This is a genomic window from Winogradskyella algicola (assembly GCF_005869935.1).
Lineage (GTDB): Bacteria > Bacteroidota > Bacteroidia > Flavobacteriales > Flavobacteriaceae > Winogradskyella > Winogradskyella algicola.
Map to the genome: position 1 here is coordinate 1 of NZ_SZQF01000008.1, position 16,078 is coordinate 16,078.

Here is a 16,078-nt window from a genome sequence, read left to right on the forward strand (position 1 = left end):
CCTATGTCATCGGGCAGGACGCGGTAGATGCCGGCGGCTTTAGCAACAGTGTTTTAGCTGATGGCGATAGTCCAGCGGACACGAATGTCGATGACACGAGTGATGATGGTGATGACACGGATGGCAACACCGAAGACGATCCAACGGAAACAGTTATATCTCAAGATCCAATGTTGGCTATAGAAAAAACAAGTAGTTTAGATTTAGGTACTGATGGTATAGCAACTGTAGGAGATATTATAACATATACATACACAGTTACTAACACAGGTAACGTTACAATTTTTGATGTAAGTGTTACAGAGGAGGCTGCAGACTTCACGGGAGCAGGAGTATTACCAACACCTACTTATGTGAGTGGTGGTAGTGATGAAGATGGTGAAGCAGATCTTGAGGATATGGTTGTAGGTTCTGGAACGATAGTTTACACAGCAACTTATGCATTAACTCAAGCTGATATTGATGCAGGTATAGTGACTAATCAAGCTGTTGCTACTGGAACAGGTCCTTTAGGTGATGGTGTTACTGATGATAGTGATGATCCAACGGATCCGACAAGTAATGATGATCCGACAGATACTGTAATTCCACAATTACCAACATTGTCTATAGAAAAAACGAGTAGTTTAGATTTAGGTGCTGATGGTATTGCAACAGTAGGAGATATTATAACATATACATACACAGTTACTAATACAGGTAATGTTACAGTTTTTGATGTAAGTGTTGCAGAGGATGCTGTAGACTTCACAGGAACAGGATTATTACCAACACCAACTTATGTGAGTGGAGGTAGTGATGAAGATGGTGAAGCTGATCTTGAGGATATGATTGTAGGTTCAGGAACGATAGTTTACACAGCAACTTATGCATTAACTCAGGAGGATATTGATGCTGGTATCGTAACTAACCAAGCTGTTGCTAGTGGAACAGATCCATTAGGTGGTGGAGTTACTGATGATAGTGATGATCCAACCGATCCAACAAGTACGGACGATCCAACAGATACTAGTATTCCACAATCTCCAAGTATAAATATTGAGAAGACAAGTAGTTTAGATACTGGAGCAGATGGAGTTGCTGATGCAGGTGATATTATCACTTATACATATGTAGTTACTAACACAGGTAATGTAACATTATTTGATGTTAGTGTTACAGAGGATGCTGCAGACTTCACAGGAACAGGAATTTTACCAACACCAACTTATGTGAGTGGAGGTAGTGATGAAGATGGTGAAGCAGATCTAGAAGATATGATAGTAGGTTCAGGAACGATAGTTTACACAGCAACTTATGCATTAACTCAAGCTGATATCGATGCAGGAATTGTTACTAATCAAGCTGTTACTAATGGAACAGATCCTTTAGGAGGTAGCGTATCTGATGATAGTGATGATGGTGATGATACAGATGGTAATACAGAAGATGATGTAACAGATACTGAAATAACTCAAGTACCAATGATAAGTCTTATTAAGACAACATTACCTCTTGAAGATACAAATGGTGATGGTATTGAAGGTAGTCTAGGAGATATAATTTCTTATGTATTTGTTGTTGAAAATACAGGTAATGTTACATTAACTAACATTGAAGTTGAAGATTTGTTACCAGGTATTAATCTAGTTGGTGGACCAATTGCACAGTTGCTTCCAGGTGAAGTTGATAGTACAACATTTACTGCAACTTATGAAATTACACAAATTGATTTAGATATTGGTTTTGTAACAAACTCTGCTAATGTAACGGCTGAAGGACCAGGTGGTGATTTAGGCGATCCATCAGATGATGTAAGGGATACAAGTGATGACCCTAACGATACCAATGATAATGATGATAACGGTGACGGTGAACCAGATGATCCAACAGTAACACCTGTTAATTCAATCTTTGATTTAGAAGTAACTAAAATTGTTGACGAAATAAGACCAGTTGTAGGCGATGAAGTAACATTTACCATTGAAGTTGCCAACATTGGTAACGTTACTGCAACTAACGTGGTTATAAGTGAAGAAATACCAACAGGTTATGTATTTGTATCAGCAATAACTACAGCAGGAACATATTCAGAGTTTGATGGTGAATGGACAGTAGGGCAGTTAGATCCTGATCAAGTCGAAATTTTAGAAATAACGGTGGAAGTATTAGGCTTTGGTGACTATACTAATACCGCATTTGTTGATAGTGCTGATGGAGGTATAGATATAGATCCTGTAAATGATGAAGGAACAGCGTCTGTAGATCCGATATGTTTAACCATCTATAATGAATTCTCACCAAATGGGGATGGAATAAATGAAACATTCGTAATAGACTGTATAGAACGTTTCCCGAATAATAAGTTAGAAGTCTACAACAGATGGGGTAACATCGTGTACTCTGAAAAAGGATATCTAAATGATTGGGATGGAAGTTCTAACGGTAGAGCAGTAATTAATCAATCTGATAAGTTACCTGTAGGTACATACTATTATGTTCTTAATCTCGGTGACGGATCAGAACCAAGAGTAGGATGGTTATATATAAATAGATAAGTAAACAACTTTAGAAAAAAGACAGAAAGATGATACGTATATTATCAAAAGCAAGTTTAATTTTAATGGTGTTTACTACACTATTAGCAACTGATTTAAATGCGCAGCAAGATCCTCAATACACCCATTATATGTATAATACATTGAGTGTGAACCCAGCTTATGCTGGTCAGAGAGAAACGTTAAGTGTTGTAGGTTTACATAGATCTCAATGGGTTGGTATTGATGGAGCTCCACAGACACAATCTTTAGGTATTCATTCACCACTACGAAATGAGCGTATAGGTTTGGGACTAAATATTGTAAGCGATGCTCTAGGTCCAGTAAGAGAAACTTACTTAGATGCTAATTTTTCTTACACTATTCCATTAAATGCTAATGATCTAAAATTATCGTTTGGAGTGAAAGGAGGTTTCCATAACTTACAATCAGATTGGTCTTTAGGTGTCATTAGAGAAGTTGGTGACCCTACATTTGCAGATAATTTAAGCACATGGTCTCCAACTATTGGAGCAGGTTTATACATGCATACTAGAAAGTGGTATTTAGGATTAGCAGTTCCAAATTTTTTAGAAACAGAGCATTATGATGATGTTCAGGTTTCTTTAGCTAATGAGCGAATGCATTTTTATGCAATTGGTGGATATGTGTTTAATCTGAGTGAAACTCTAGAGTTAAAGCCAGCATTTTTAGTTAAAGGGGTTTCAGGTGCACCATTAATCGCAGATGTTTCAGCAAACTTTTGGTACAAGAAAAACCTTACTGCTGGTTTAGCATGGAGATGGGATGATTCAGTTAGTGCTCTTGTAGGTTTTCAGGCCACACCAGGAATGTTTATTGGTTATGGATATGATTTAACCACAACTGGATTAAATAATTATAATGGTGGAACTCACGAGATAACTTTAAGATTTGAAGTGAAGCGATTAGGTCGAATTTTATCACCACGTTTCTTCTAAAAACAAGACTATGAGAACAATTTCAAGATATACAAGTTTAGTTTGCGCAGGTATGTTTGCCTTAGCTGCCTATGCGCAAAACGGTAAAATAAAAAGTGTAGAAGATGACTACAGAGATTTTGCTTATGTAAAAACAAGTGAAGTCCTGCTTGAAGTAGCCAATAAAGGCTATAAGTCTGCAGAGCTTTTTCAGAAGTTGGCAAATTCCTATTATTTTAGAAATGATATGGAAAATGCGGCTAAATGGTATGGTGAGTTATTTACTATGAACGAAGTAATTGATCCCGAATATTATTTTAGGTATGCCTTAGCACTCAAAGGGATTGAAAATTATGAAGAGTCTGACAAGTGGATGAAGAAATTCAATGAGCTTAAGCCAGACGATATGAGAGGTAGAGCATTTCTTTCTAGAGTAGATTACAGAACTAATATTCAAGAACAGAGTCGTGATGATATTGAGATTCAGAATTTAGAAATCAATACAGAACTTTCAGATTTTGGTACTACAGAATACGAAAATGGAATTGTGTTTGCTTCAGCCAGAGGAGGAGGTCGTAAATATCGTTGGAATGAAGAACCATATTTAGATTTATATACGGCAGAGAAAACTGAAAATGGCTTTGGAGAAGCTAAAGCAATCGAAGGTAAAGTGAATACTAAGTACCACGAGTCTAGTGCAGTATTTTCACCAAATGGAAAATACATGTTCTTTACAAGAAATAACTTCTATAGATTAAAGTATAAAGAAGATGGGACAGGAGTTAACAGACTGCAATTGTATAGAGCTACTTTGAGTGAAGATGGTACTTGGGACGAAATTCATAAAGTACATTTTAACAGTGAAGATTACAGTGTTGCTCATCCAACATTAAATGTAACAGGAACACGTTTATATTTTGCTTCAGATATGGCAGGTACATTTGGACAGTCTGATATTTTTGTAGTAGACGTTAATGATGATGGTACGCTCGGTAAACCAGAAAACTTAGGGCCATCAATAAATACTGAAGGACAAGAATCATTTCCATTTATGGATACAAGCGGTAATCTGTTCTTTTCGTCTACTGGTTTTCCAGGTTTAGGTGGCTTAGATGTTTTTAAATCTGAAGAATTAGACCAAAAAGTTGAAGGTGGTTCTAATAGGAATTTTCCTATTCAAAATGTAGGCGAACCAGTGAATAGTTCTGCAGACGATTTTGGTTATTACGAGAATTTAGTAACAAAACGTGTTTATTTCAGTTCTAACAGAGAAGGTGGTAAAGGTAGTGATGATATCTACACCTTTGAAGTACCAGAATGCGAGCAATTAGTTTTTGGAACAGTTCAGGACAAAAAAACAGACGAGCTTATACCTAATGCTACAGTTATTTTATTTGATAGTGAAGGAAAAGAAATAGAGCGTAAAACTGTAGGCGAAGACGCAGCTTTTGAGTTTGAGTTAGATTGTGAAATGGAATATCTTATCAGAGGTGAAAAAGAGACTTATATTTCTGACGAGAAGCGTTTCACCACACCTAAGAAAAAGCAAGAATTGCAGTTGCAATTGCTTTTAGAAAAGGATGTACAAGAAATCAACCCTTGTGATGATTTAGCTAAGATTTTAGACATTCCTATCATTTATTTTGACTTCGATAAATCAAACATCAGATACGATGCAGAAATAGAATTACAGAAAGTATTAGCTGTACTGAATAAATATCCAACAATGAATATAGATATTCGTTCGCATACAGACTGTAGAGGACTAGCAGACTATAATGAGAGACTATCTGATAGAAGAGCAAAATCTACACGTCAGTATTTAATAGATAACGGTATTGCGGCAGAGCGCTTAACAGCTAAAGGTTATGGAGAATCTCAATTAGTTAATGACTGTGGTTGTGAGCCAACCAACGCGTCTAGTTGTTCAGAAGAAGAACATCAACTTAATAGACGAAGTGAGTTTATTATTACAAGTATTAATGGTAAATCTTGTGACGATAAAGAATAAGACTTCAAGTATATAGAAATAAAAAATAGCCGTTTAAGTAATTAAACGGCTATTTTTTATGAAATCCTTTACCTTTTTTAGACCTTTAGGAGTTAATTTTGCTTTATGGTAGAAGAACAAGTCATCCTTGTAGATGAAAACGATAATCAAATTGGCTTAATGCCAAAGATGGAAGCACATGAAAAGGCATTACTTCATAGAGCTTTCTCAGTCTTTATTTTTAATGATAATAATGAATTGATGCTTCAGCAGCGTGCTCGGCATAAGTATCATTCACCTGGTTTATGGACCAATACGTGTTGTAGTCATCAAAGAGATGGAGAAACTAATTTAAAAGCGGGTAAAAGACGATTGCAAGAGGAAATGGGATTTGTAACTGAATTAAAAGAGACAACCTCATTTATTTATAAAGCACCTTTTGATAATGGGTTAACTGAGCACGAGTACGATCATATTATGATTGGATATTATAATGGTGAGCCCAATATAAATGAAGATGAAGTAGCAGATTGGAAATGGATGCCATTAGAAGATGTAAAAGAAGATATGGCTCTACATCCAGAACATTATACAGCTTGGTTTAAAATCATTTTCGATAAGTTTTATGAATTTATAAACGTAAAAAAATTATGAAAGTAACAGTACACAGAAAGGCACATTTTAATGCAGCACATAGACTTTACAGAAAAGACTGGAGCTTTGAAAAAAACGATGAAGTTTTCGGACTGTGCAATAATCCTAACTTTCATGGTCATAATTACGAACTTATTGCTAGTGTAACAGGGGAAATAGATCCTGAAACAGGTTACGTTATAGATGTAAAGATTTTAAAGGACATTATTAAATCTGAAGTAGAGGATGCTTTTGACCATAAGAATCTTAATATTGAAGTTCCAGAGTTTCAAGATTTAAATCCTACTGCGGAAAATATAGCTGTGGTTATCTATAACAAAGTAAAAGCCAAATTAGATCCTAAATTTCACTTGGAAATTACTTTGTACGAAACTCCACGTAATTTTGTGACATACTCTGGAGAATAATTAATGAAGAATAACCTTTATCCTTTAAGATTTAAGCCCATATTAAAAGATAAAATTTGGGGCGGTACCAAACTTGCAGCACAGTTTAATAAACCATCTAATTCTAATCAATTAGGAGAAAGTTGGGAAATTAGCACAGTAGCAGGTTATGTTTCAAAAGTTATTAATGGAAAGCTTAGTTCTCAAAACCTACAAGATTTATTAGAATTATATAAAGGAGAATTAATAGGTGAGAAGAACTATGAAAGATTTGGTAATGATTTTCCATTATTAATTAAGTTTATAGATGCCAAACAAGATTTAAGTATTCAATTACATCCAGATGATAAATTGGCAAAAACCAGACACAATTCTTTCGGTAAAACCGAAATGTGGTATGTTATGCAGGCCGATGATGATGCTAATTTAATAGTTGGGTTTAATCAAAAAATGGATAGGGAAACTTATCTCAAGCACCTTAAAGAAAAGACTCTCACAAATATTCTAAATTTTGATAAAGTAAAAGCAGGCGATACATATTTTATTGAAGCAGGTCGTGTGCATGCTATTGGTGCAGGTGTTTTATTGGCAGAAATACAGCAGACAAGTGATGTTACCTACCGTGTTTATGATTGGGATAGAGTTGACGAACACGGTAACAAACGCGAATTGCATAATGACATAGCTATAGATGCTTTTAAATTTGATTTAAAAGATGATTTCAGAGTTAATTACAGTAAAGAAAAGAATTTACCAAATAACATGATAAGTTGTCCTTTTTTTACAACTAATTATTTGGAATTAGATAGTGAATTGGTTGTCAAAAACACACATGATTCATTTCTAATATATATGTGTGTAGATGGAGAAGTGGAAGTTATAGCAGATAATACAAGAGAGGTAATTTCAAAAGGTGAAACTATCCTCATTCCTGCGGTAGTTAAAGATTTCAAGTTGTCTACCAAGAGTGCAAAACTACTCGAAGTTTACGTTTAAATATTAATAAAGTATATCAAGTATTCCGTACATTTGTATCCAAATTAACATAGATTATTATGGCAAATAAAAGAGATTTAAAAAAAGATATTAATTACGTTTTTGGAGATATCATTGAGGCGGTTTATTATTGGGAATTAGAAAACACCGAGAAACCAACTAAGGAGAGTAATGCTATTATTGACGAGGCCATTGCGTCTTTTGATGAATTAATTGCTCGCGTAAACGATAGAAGTGTAGACGATGCAAAATCACATTTTAAAGCAATTAATAATGACCTTGAATCTAAAGGCAGAGCATTAATCGAAAGAATAAACAAATTAAAATAAAAGCACTTGCAAAATTGAATTTAAGGTTTAATTTTGCATCCGCTTTTCGCCGATATAGCTCAGCTGGCTAGAGCAGCTGATTTGTAATCAGCAGGTCGTGGGTTCGAGTCCCTCTATCGGCTCTAAAATTGAAACTCTAATTACGATTTTCATGGTTAGGGTTTTTTACTTTCTAAAATTAAAAAGGACGAGAAGTTTATCCTGAGCGTAGTCGAAGGGAGTCCCTCTATCGGCTCTAAAATTGAAACTCTAATTACGATTTTCGTGGTTAGGGTTTTTTATTTTCTAAAATTAAAAAGGACGAGAAGTTTATCCTGAGCGTAGTCGAAGGGAGTCCCTCTATCGGCTCTAAATTGAAACTCTAATTACAATTTACGTAGTTAGGGTTTTTTGTTTTCTAAAATTAAAAAGGACGAGAAGTTTATCCTGAGCGTAGTCGAAGGGAGTCCCTCTAACGACTCTAAAATTGAAACTCTAATTACGATATTCGTAGTTTGGTTTTTTGTTTTCTAAAACTCAAAAGGACGAGAAGTTTATCCTTAGCGTAGTCAAAGGGTGTCCTCTATCGACTTTTAAATAAAAAAGCTCTAATTACAATCTGTAGTTAGAGCTTTGTTTTTCAATAAACTAGTGTTCATTTATTGTTCAGAGGTTCTTTCAGCAATGAAATCTCCAAGTTTTTTGCCGTAAAATGAGTTTTTAATATTTTCAGTTAAACCATTATAGATAGAATCTACATAAACAGGATTAGCAGAAGGAACTTCATACAAAGCCAAATAAGGCGCTATAATATTGTCTCTGTTATTTAGAGCAAACTGAATTGTATACGAGTACTTACGTTTGTATAATACTTCTGAGGCTTTATTCAATGAGTCTACCGCTATACTGTCATTATTCTTTTGAGCTAAGAAATTAGCTTCTATAATATCTAAATTCTGATTATTAAATTTTGACATTACTTTGGTATATTCATTAAGCAAATCTTGTGGTTTAGAACCTTTTATTTCAGCATCAAAATTAAAGTTCTTAAGTGTAGTTTTTATTTCAGTAACGCCCTCATCAGCAAAAAACGGAATGTAATGTTCTTCTCCATCATTTTTAAAGAGCTTAAGGTATAAAAGCATTGGCTCTTCTAAATTTGTTTTTAACGTAAATTCTGGTTGACCAGAGATAACCATAGAATCTAAATCTATTACGGTAGAGTCAACTTCTTTTTGAAGATATACAACGCCTTTTTTAAGGCCTTTAATACTGCCATTTAAGGTGAAGTTAGTATTGTTATCTTCTCCGCAAGAGCATACCATTAATAGTAAAGCTAAAAGGCTCAGTGTTTTATAGAAATTTGTCATAGATAGATAGAAATTTAGCAGCGCAAATATCTTATTTTGAAATTAAAAATACTAGCCACCAGCTGCTAATTGCATTAAAATTGTACAGCCAATCGCTGCAATGGTTCCTACAGCATAACCAAAAACAGCAAGTAAAACACCAACCGTTGCTAATGAAGGATGAAAAGCAGAAGCCACAATTGGAGCAGAAGCGGCACCACCAACATTAGCTTGGCTTCCTACAGCCAAGAAGAAGTATGGTGCTTTAATAAGCTTTGCCACAAGAATTAATAACAAGGCATGAATCGTCATCCAAACTACACCTATAGCAATCAGTCCTAGATTGTCAAATATTAGGGTTAGATCCATTTTCATTCCAATGGTAGCAACAAGGATATAGATAAATACACTACCAAATTTACTGGCACCTGCACCTTCATAATTCTTGGCTTTAGTAAAGGATAGCAGAATTGCTATTACTGTTGATATACTAATCATCCAGAAGAATGAAGAATCGAGAAATGTAAATACGTTTCTGGTTGTTTCAGATTGAATATTATTTACTACACCTTTAAAAAATGGTGCCAAATACCCAGCACATAAGTGCGCAATACTAACGGTTCCAAAAGCGATAGCAACAATAATCATAAGATCGGTAAGTGATGGATTTCTTTTTACTTTTTCTGAAAACTGAGTCACTTTTTCTTTTAAACTTTCTATGGAAGATGTATCAGCTTTTAACCACTTGTTAATACCGTTGCGTTTGCCAATGCCAAATAGAATGATAGCCATCCAGATGTTGGCGACAACGATATCCACGAAAACCATACCTCCATATAGTTTTTGGTTATAACCATAAATTTCTAGCATGGCTGTTTGGTTAGCTCCACCACCAATCCAGCTTCCAGCAAGTGTAGATAGGCCTCTCCATACAGCATCAGGACCCACACCACCAACAGTTTCTGGAGAAACTAGCGAGATTAATAAGATTGCTATAGGACCACCAATTACAATACCAATTGTACCAGTAAAAAACATGGCAAGTGCTTTCCAGCCCAAATTAAAAACAGCTTTTAAGTCAATGCTAAGTATCATTAAAACTAAAGCTGCGGGTAATAAATAACGACTGGCAACATAATATAAATTAGAGCTGTGTTCTGTTTCCACACCAGTTTCAGAAATTGTTGTCCATTCAGGTGCAATAAGTCCTGTTGTTGTTAAAACAGCCGGTAACATATATGCCATAAATAAGCCTGGCACTATTTTGTAGAATTTTGCCCAAAAACCAGTTTTAATAGATTCTGTAATAAAGACTAAACCTAAGGCGAGCATTAGGAGACCAAATACAATTGTATCGTTGGTGAAAATAGGAGAGTTGTCCATAGTTAGGATTATTAGTTATGCGCAAAATACCAAAATAAAGGGCAATAAAAAAGTGACTGTTTCCAATCACTTTTCTTCATCTGGTTTATCTTTCTTTTTGGGCTGTCTGTTGTGTTCTTTTAGATGTTGCATTAGCATCCATTCTATTTGTCCGTTGGTACTACGAAACTCATCTGCTGCCCATTTTTCAATGGCTTTTAGCATATCTTCATTTATTCGTAATGCAAAGGCTTTTTTCTTAGACATCAGTATTTAATTTTATTTTGTAAGCTTCTAATACTCGTATGGCTTCTTCTTTTTTCTGAGTGCCAATTAATAATTTTTTACCGTTTTTTAGTTGGAGTTGGATACCTATATCTCCTGATACATTGATAGCTCTTCCTTTAGATTTATTCCAAAGCGCACCACCTTTCAGTCCCCAACCACCATACTCTGTAATGGCATCGTAATTTCTAACGTAGGCTTTATTGATCTCTTGCCATTCTATTAGCTTGGGTTTAAATTGAAAGGGGAAGAATTTATAGTAAATTCCTTTTTCATCAATTCTGGTAGATAATTTAAAGAAGAAAATTAATCCTGTTGCAATTACAACAATAGATAGCGTGCCAATAAATTCTGCTGTAGATAATGACTCTGAATTTTCTAGATACCTATTGGTAATTATGACTGAAGGGATTATTGCGCTGAGTACTAAAAGCACAATAATCCATGTTTGGTTAAAACGTTGTTCTTCTTTAAAAATTCGCATTATCTATTTTTATCGCGTTCAAAAACTATAAACGATATCATATGTTGGTTTGGTGTTATTTCGACCAATCGCCAACCTTCTTTTGCATACTTGTTTAGAATGTCTTCCAATCTGTCAGTATGATTTTTCCAGCCTAGTTTTGGCTTTATTACTTTGTATTCTTTCATTTTTCCTTATCTGCTTTGAATATGACCAATGCTAATACTACACCTACTATAAAGCCTATTACAGAACCGTAGACAGTGCCCATAGCTACGGTACCAGTAACAGCTCCGATAGACGTTCCTATACTTGTTCCGAAAGCGCTACCTAAAGCAATGCTATATGTTTGATTTTTGTTCATGATTAATGACTTAATGTTCCGGTATTAACTACTGGTGCAGCTTCTTTATCTCCACAAAGAACAACCATAAGATTACTTACCATTGCTGCTTTACGTTCCTCATCTAGTTCAACAACTTGGTTTTTATTAAGTTCTTCTATAGCCATTTCTACCATGCTTACAGCACCTTCAACAATTTTATGTCTCGCAGCAACAATAGCAGTAGCTTGCTGACGCTTTAACATGGCATTTGCGATTTCTTGAGCATAGGCTAAGTAACCAATCCGTGCTTCTAAAACTTCAATTCCGGCAATAGATAAGCGCTCGTCAATTTCTTTTTCTAAGGCCTCGCTAACTTCGTTTACACTAGAGCGAAGTGTAATATCTTCATCATGCCCTTCGTCCGCAAAATTATCGTAAGGATACATACTTGCCAATTTACGCACTGCAGCATCGGTTTGCACACGCACAAAGTTTTCGTAGTTGTCTACATCAAAAGCAGCTTTGTAGGTGTCTTGTACACGCCATACCAAAATGGTGCTTATCATCACGGGATTACCAAGTTTGTCGTTTACTTTAAGACGCTCACTATCAAAGTTACTTGCTCTAAGTGAGATTTTCTTTTTGGTATAAAATGGATTTACCCAATAAAAACCGTTTTTTTTAATAGTACCTACATACTTACCAAATAAAAGCAGTACTCTAGAGCCGTTTGGTTGTACCATTACAAACCCAAAAGCCATAACAAGAGATAAAACTATAGTAATAATTGGCCATGGTGTTTTTAAAGTAATCATAGTAACAATACTTCCAAAGAATAATACTAAAAAGACAAATAACATAAAGTAGCCATTTGCTGGGATGATGATTTTCTCTTCTTTCATAATTAAAAATTTAATTGGTTAATCATTTAAAATTCAATATGATATTAAAATGATATCATAAAGATATATAATATTAGTGTGACAAACCAAATATTTGTTACAATTTTTATGAAAAAAATTAAAAATTTGAGTTTGGCACGCAGTTTGTTACATATTAAGTGTAATGGATATAGCGAGAGTTACAAGCGTAACAACACTACAAAATCGCGACATTACATTTTGGTTGGTTAGTTAGTAAAAAAGCATCTCAAATTTGAGATGCTTTTTTGATTTTAGTAATGTTATAAATGTTTTCAAGAACCTATAAACTCTACAATACTATCAACAAGTTTAGTTGAAATTTCCCTAAATGCTTCATTGTAAGATTTAGAATTTTCTAAATCATCTCCTTCAATTTCAAAAAGAACATGGTTCATGTTTTCAATAATCTGTAATTGAGCTTTTTCGTTTGCTTCTTTAAGTAGTTTTGCCTCATTTTGTGATACTTGAAGATCTTTTGTGCCATTTACAATTAATACAGGAATCTTCAATTCGCTAATAACTTCTGTTGGATTGTATTGCATCCAATTCATCATGAAAGGTTGAATATCTATATTGAAAACAGAAACTAATGCCTGAGGATAATCAGTTGTAGTTTCACCTTTTTTTAGTTTATCGACTACTTTTTGCGCTTCTTCACCAAGTTTGGGTGCCATGTTTGTAACCTGGTCTACGATAACATCTCCAATGTTTTGGCCTGCACCGGCTAATGATATAAAGCCGTCTACATTTTCCTTTGAAGCTAGCATGCCAACTAGACTTCCTTGACTATGACCAATAACATAGATTTTTGAGTATGTTTCTTTCTCATTAAAATAATCTATGACATCTTTTGCATCATTTACAAAATCATCAAACATCATATCCTTATCTACATTACCTTGACGTATTTGTTTTACCACACGCTTGTCGTATCTAAAAGTGGCTATACCGCTGTTAGTTAAATTCTCAGCAAGTTTTTTTAGTGAATTATTTTTTAAAAAGTTCTGATTTCCGTTTCTATCTGTTGGGCCAGAACCCGCTATAATAATAGCTAAAGCTGATTTTTGGTTATCGTTAGGGATTAGTAAAGTCCCATCAATAAATTTAGAAATTGATACTTCTTCTTCTGTAAATGTTTTTTCTTGACTAAAAGAAACGGAAAAAATCAATATTAAAACTATTGCTATATAATGCTTCATTGTTAACAAGGTTTTGTTTTGTAAAGTTAACGGATAATGTTTTTAATAATTTAGTTTTTCAACTTTTTTGCAATGATTTTATTATCATTTTTAATACAATTTTATTTTTTAGGTGTATGCATTTTATCGACGAAACGCACGTTTTTATCTTTAAATGTTAAAATTAAATGTATTTCATCGATTAATAGTGTTTTTGAGCGACTAAATTAAAACCTAATTATATATTTGAAGTGTACTAAAATTTAGTTTTTAGTTCAATGGATTAATTAATTAATATTTGCATTATGTTATGTTGACTTAGAGACCCTAAATCTACTTACATAATAAAAAAAGCAAATTAGAAAAACCGGGTTTGAGGGAACCCGGTTTTTTGTTTTTACACTTGTACAAGTCTTCTAAATGTTAAGTTTATTCTCGGTTGTATATGTCGCTTAGTCTTGGCAATTTGATGCAACCAATAATGTTGCATTTCGCCTTTCATTAGTAGTAAACTGCCGTGTTCTAATATTATTTTGTGACGCTCGTCTTTGATGGTTCTATGTTTAAAATGAAATGGTCGTTCTTCACCAAAACTAACTGATGCGATAATTGGATTTTTTCCTAATTCTTTTTCGTTATCTGCATGCCAACCGTTACTGTCACTACCATCGCGATACAAATTGATTAACAACGTATTGAATGTTTCATCTGAGAATTTTTCAACCTTAGATTTAATATCCAACAAGTCTTTAGTGAAAGCTTCAGTATGCATTGTGATGTTAGAGTAACTGTAAGTTTGGTTTGTTTCTCCAAAAAGTGCTGTTAACCTAGGCTGTTTATACGTTTTTCCAAAAACCGTAATATCATCATGTTGCCAGTTGGTTTCGTCTTTTATAATTCTATAATAGTTATCGGATTCCTGAGAATTGAAAAACTCTGGTACATAGATAAGCTCGGCATTTGGTAAATTAAAATGTTGTTTCTCTTTCGAAAACAAGTTCATAGCATAATTTTTCTCTAAATTAGTGCATCGCCATGAAAAATAAAATTCTCATATCAATAATTACTTTAGGTTTTTTGTGCTTTGGTTTTTACCAGAAACAAGAGTTACCTGAAGGATTTGTGTACGTTAAGTCGGTAATACCAGATCTCGATGTAGCGTTAAAATATTATACCACAAACAATTTTGTTGGTGATACCATTTATGGTTACAAATCTAATCGTTTAATTTTAACTCTAGCAGCAGCAGAAAAGCTGAAGTTAGTGCAAGAAGAACTGCAAGAGCAAAATTTATGTTTGCTGGTTCATGATGGTTACAGACCACAGCGTGCTGTAAACCATTTTGTGCGTTGGGCAAAAGTATTGAATGACACAGTGAATAAGTCTGTTTTTTATCCTGATGTAAAAAAACGGAATTTATTTAAGGCTGGTTACATAGCCTCAAAATCTGGTCATAGTAGAGGAAGCACTGTTGATCTTACGATTATAGATGGCAATACTGGTAAACCCTTAGATATGGGAAGTCCTTTTGATTTTTTTGGTGAACAATCTTGGGTAGACTATCCTAATATTACAGAGCAACAAAAAGAGAATCGTCAGATATTGCAACGCATCATGTTAAAACACAATTTTAGAAATTACCCAAAAGAATGGTGGCATTTTACCTTGCGTTGGGAGCCTTTCCCAAAGACTTATTTTGATTTTGAGGTTGAGTAGATTTATAATATTTACATTTTAGACCAGCTTAAACGCAACCTTTTTGATTTTTACCATTTAATTAAAAAATAAAATTGAGAAAAAAGCTTAGCATAATATTATTTATTTATTATTCATTAATGATAATAACTTCTTGTGGTAAATGTGAAAATTATGATACAGAAATAATAGATGATATTTTTTCACCTAATAGTACCTTTATATCTACTAATGACATATTAGAATTTGACCTTATAACTGAAGAGACTGTTGTTGCTCAGTTGTTCAAATTTGACCTAAGGCTCATTCACTCAGCCTATGCTTTTGGTTGTGATGACACCTACAATCCAATTAAATGGATAAACAATATAGTAGTGACTTCTAATCAAGACTTTTCTTCAGAATATCTATCAGGTACACCTCTAAATGAGTTAATTAGCGTTAATTACTTTAATGGAAGTGATATGACTTCTGTAACTACTGATTTAAACAATTATATTACCTATATAAATCAAATAGGAGATGGTGGTAAATCAAATTTTGATTTTGAAAAATTTTCATTAATTACAAGACCAGAAATAAATCAACAATTATCGTTCAGTTTCGAGTTTACTTTTACTGATGGTTCTAATTATATTTTAGAAACAGAAACTATTACATGGTAATAGTTATCGAAGGATTAAAACGAG

General features: G+C 33.9%; 18 protein-coding genes and 1 tRNA gene. 10 read left to right on the top strand and 9 right to left on the bottom strand.

The genetic code is table 11. The features are described 5' to 3' along the window. The 8 genes from FC091_RS12175 to FC091_RS12210 all read left to right on the top strand — a co-directional run. Positions 1–2,537: DUF7507 domain-containing protein (locus tag FC091_RS12175; RefSeq protein WP_138434548.1), on the top strand; the 2,537-nt coding region annotated here is incomplete at its 5' end. Between the two features lie 29 nt (positions 2,538–2,566). After that, a complete protein-coding gene (locus FC091_RS12180; RefSeq protein WP_138434549.1) occupies positions 2,567–3,496 on the top strand; it encodes a PorP/SprF family type IX secretion system membrane protein in 930 nt (309 codons plus the stop codon). 10 nt (positions 3,497–3,506) lie between these two features. Then, entirely contained in the window at positions 3,507–5,486 is a 1,980-nt protein-coding gene (locus FC091_RS12185) for an OmpA family protein (RefSeq protein WP_246035907.1), read from the top strand. A 105-nt stretch (positions 5,487–5,591) separates the two neighbouring features. Further along, entirely contained in the window at positions 5,592–6,119 is a 528-nt protein-coding gene (gene idi, locus FC091_RS12190; RefSeq protein WP_138434550.1) for an isopentenyl-diphosphate Delta-isomerase, read from the top strand. After that, entirely contained in the window at positions 6,116–6,526 is a 411-nt protein-coding gene (locus FC091_RS12195) for a 6-pyruvoyl trahydropterin synthase family protein (RefSeq protein WP_138434551.1), read from the top strand. Before idi ends, FC091_RS12195 begins: the two co-directional genes overlap by 4 nt. Positions 6,527–6,529: 3 nt before the next feature. Continuing rightward, complete coding sequence (locus FC091_RS12200; protein WP_138434552.1) at positions 6,530–7,501, top strand: type I phosphomannose isomerase catalytic subunit; 972 nt, start codon at positions 6,530–6,532, stop codon at positions 7,499–7,501. Between the two features lie 59 nt (positions 7,502–7,560). After that, a complete protein-coding gene (locus FC091_RS12205) occupies positions 7,561–7,830 on the top strand; it encodes a hypothetical protein (protein ID WP_076617092.1) in 270 nt (89 codons plus the stop codon). A 48-nt stretch (positions 7,831–7,878) separates the two neighbouring features. Next, positions 7,879–7,952, top strand: a tRNA-Thr gene (locus FC091_RS12210). A 516-nt stretch (positions 7,953–8,468) separates the two neighbouring features. Here the strand turns inward: FC091_RS12210 and FC091_RS12215 are convergent. The 9 genes from FC091_RS12215 to FC091_RS12255 all read right to left on the bottom strand — a co-directional run bounded on the left by FC091_RS12215 (position 8,469) and on the right by FC091_RS12255 (position 14,697). Further along, positions 8,469–9,179, bottom strand: coding sequence for a DUF4369 domain-containing protein (locus tag FC091_RS12215; protein ID WP_138434553.1), 711 nt, complete (start codon positions 9,177–9,179; stop codon positions 8,469–8,471). A gap of 51 nt (positions 9,180–9,230) precedes the next feature. Then, positions 9,231–10,541 (bottom strand): DUF819 family protein, encoded by a 1,311-nt coding sequence (locus FC091_RS12220; RefSeq protein ID WP_138434554.1) that lies wholly within the window; start codon positions 10,539–10,541, stop codon positions 9,231–9,233. Positions 10,542–10,607: 66 nt separating this feature from the next. Further along, positions 10,608–10,787, bottom strand: a complete 180-nt coding sequence (locus FC091_RS12225; protein ID WP_076617084.1) for an Arc family DNA binding domain-containing protein — start codon at positions 10,785–10,787, stop codon at positions 10,608–10,610. After that, positions 10,780–11,289 carry a hypothetical protein gene (locus tag FC091_RS15240; protein ID WP_171032521.1) on the bottom strand — a complete coding sequence of 170 codons (510 nt, stop codon included), beginning with the start codon at positions 11,287–11,289 and terminating at the stop codon, positions 10,780–10,782. Before FC091_RS15240 ends, FC091_RS12225 begins: the two co-directional genes overlap by 8 nt. Then, positions 11,289–11,456, bottom strand: coding sequence for a DUF4177 domain-containing protein (locus FC091_RS12235; RefSeq protein ID WP_138434555.1), 168 nt, complete (start codon positions 11,454–11,456; stop codon positions 11,289–11,291). The genes FC091_RS15240 and FC091_RS12235 overlap by 1 nt, the downstream gene beginning before the upstream one ends. Next, complete coding sequence (locus FC091_RS12240) at positions 11,453–11,632, bottom strand: hypothetical protein (RefSeq protein ID WP_138434556.1); 180 nt, start codon at positions 11,630–11,632, stop codon at positions 11,453–11,455. The genes FC091_RS12235 and FC091_RS12240 overlap by 4 nt, the downstream gene beginning before the upstream one ends. A gap of 2 nt (positions 11,633–11,634) precedes the next feature. Then, positions 11,635–12,495, bottom strand: a complete 861-nt coding sequence (locus tag FC091_RS12245) for an SPFH domain-containing protein (protein WP_138434557.1) — start codon at positions 12,493–12,495, stop codon at positions 11,635–11,637. A gap of 293 nt (positions 12,496–12,788) precedes the next feature. Then, a complete protein-coding gene (locus FC091_RS12250; RefSeq protein ID WP_138434558.1) occupies positions 12,789–13,715 on the bottom strand; it encodes an alpha/beta hydrolase family protein in 927 nt (308 codons plus the stop codon). Between the two features lie 376 nt (positions 13,716–14,091). Next, positions 14,092–14,697 (bottom strand): alpha-ketoglutarate-dependent dioxygenase AlkB family protein, encoded by a 606-nt coding sequence (locus FC091_RS12255; RefSeq protein ID WP_138434559.1) that lies wholly within the window; start codon positions 14,695–14,697, stop codon positions 14,092–14,094. 32 nt (positions 14,698–14,729) lie between these two features. On the opposite strand from FC091_RS12255, the gene FC091_RS12260 reads away from it, so the two are divergent. Together FC091_RS12260 and FC091_RS12265 are read left to right on the top strand one after the other, a co-directional pair. Beyond that, positions 14,730–15,410 carry a M15 family metallopeptidase gene (locus tag FC091_RS12260; RefSeq protein ID WP_138434560.1) on the top strand — a complete coding sequence of 227 codons (681 nt, stop codon included), beginning with the start codon at positions 14,730–14,732 and terminating at the stop codon, positions 15,408–15,410. 119 nt (positions 15,411–15,529) lie between these two features. Continuing rightward, a complete protein-coding gene (locus FC091_RS12265) occupies positions 15,530–16,054 on the top strand; it encodes a hypothetical protein (protein WP_138434561.1) in 525 nt (174 codons plus the stop codon). The last annotated feature ends 24 nt before the right edge of the window (positions 16,055–16,078 follow it).

Excerpts from the sequence above, each read along its gene's own strand:
- FC091_RS12220 (WP_138434554.1), bottom strand. The coding sequence starts at position 10,541 with ATGGACAACTCTCCTATTTTCACCAACGATACAATTGTATTTGGTCTC.
- FC091_RS12180 (WP_138434549.1), top strand. The coding sequence starts at position 2,567 with ATGATACGTATATTATCAAAAGCAAGTTTAATTTTAATGGTGTTTACT.
- FC091_RS12245 (WP_138434557.1), bottom strand. The coding sequence starts at position 12,495 with ATGAAAGAAGAGAAAATCATCATCCCAGCAAATGGCTACTTTATGTTA.
- FC091_RS12200 (WP_138434552.1), top strand. The coding sequence starts at position 6,530 with ATGAAGAATAACCTTTATCCTTTAAGATTTAAGCCCATATTAAAAGAT.
- FC091_RS12265 (WP_138434561.1), top strand. The coding sequence starts at position 15,530 with ATGATAATAACTTCTTGTGGTAAATGTGAAAATTATGATACAGAAATA.
- idi (WP_138434550.1), top strand. The coding sequence starts at position 5,592 with ATGGTAGAAGAACAAGTCATCCTTGTAGATGAAAACGATAATCAAATT.
- FC091_RS12235 (WP_138434555.1), bottom strand. The coding sequence starts at position 11,456 with ATGAAAGAATACAAAGTAATAAAGCCAAAACTAGGCTGGAAAAATCAT.
- FC091_RS12205 (WP_076617092.1), top strand. The coding sequence starts at position 7,561 with ATGGCAAATAAAAGAGATTTAAAAAAAGATATTAATTACGTTTTTGGA.
- FC091_RS12215 (WP_138434553.1), bottom strand. The coding sequence starts at position 9,179 with ATGACAAATTTCTATAAAACACTGAGCCTTTTAGCTTTACTATTAATG.
- FC091_RS15240 (WP_171032521.1), bottom strand. The coding sequence starts at position 11,289 with ATGCGAATTTTTAAAGAAGAACAACGTTTTAACCAAACATGGATTATT.
- FC091_RS12225 (WP_076617084.1), bottom strand. The coding sequence starts at position 10,787 with ATGTCTAAGAAAAAAGCCTTTGCATTACGAATAAATGAAGATATGCTA.
- FC091_RS12255 (WP_138434559.1), bottom strand. The coding sequence starts at position 14,697 with ATGAACTTGTTTTCGAAAGAGAAACAACATTTTAATTTACCAAATGCC.
- FC091_RS12195 (WP_138434551.1), top strand. The coding sequence starts at position 6,116 with ATGAAAGTAACAGTACACAGAAAGGCACATTTTAATGCAGCACATAGA.
- FC091_RS12185 (WP_246035907.1), top strand. The coding sequence starts at position 3,507 with ATGAGAACAATTTCAAGATATACAAGTTTAGTTTGCGCAGGTATGTTT.
- FC091_RS12260 (WP_138434560.1), top strand. The coding sequence starts at position 14,730 with ATGAAAAATAAAATTCTCATATCAATAATTACTTTAGGTTTTTTGTGC.
- FC091_RS12250 (WP_138434558.1), bottom strand. The coding sequence starts at position 13,715 with ATGAAGCATTATATAGCAATAGTTTTAATATTGATTTTTTCCGTTTCT.
- FC091_RS12240 (WP_138434556.1), bottom strand. The coding sequence starts at position 11,632 with ATGAACAAAAATCAAACATATAGCATTGCTTTAGGTAGCGCTTTCGGA.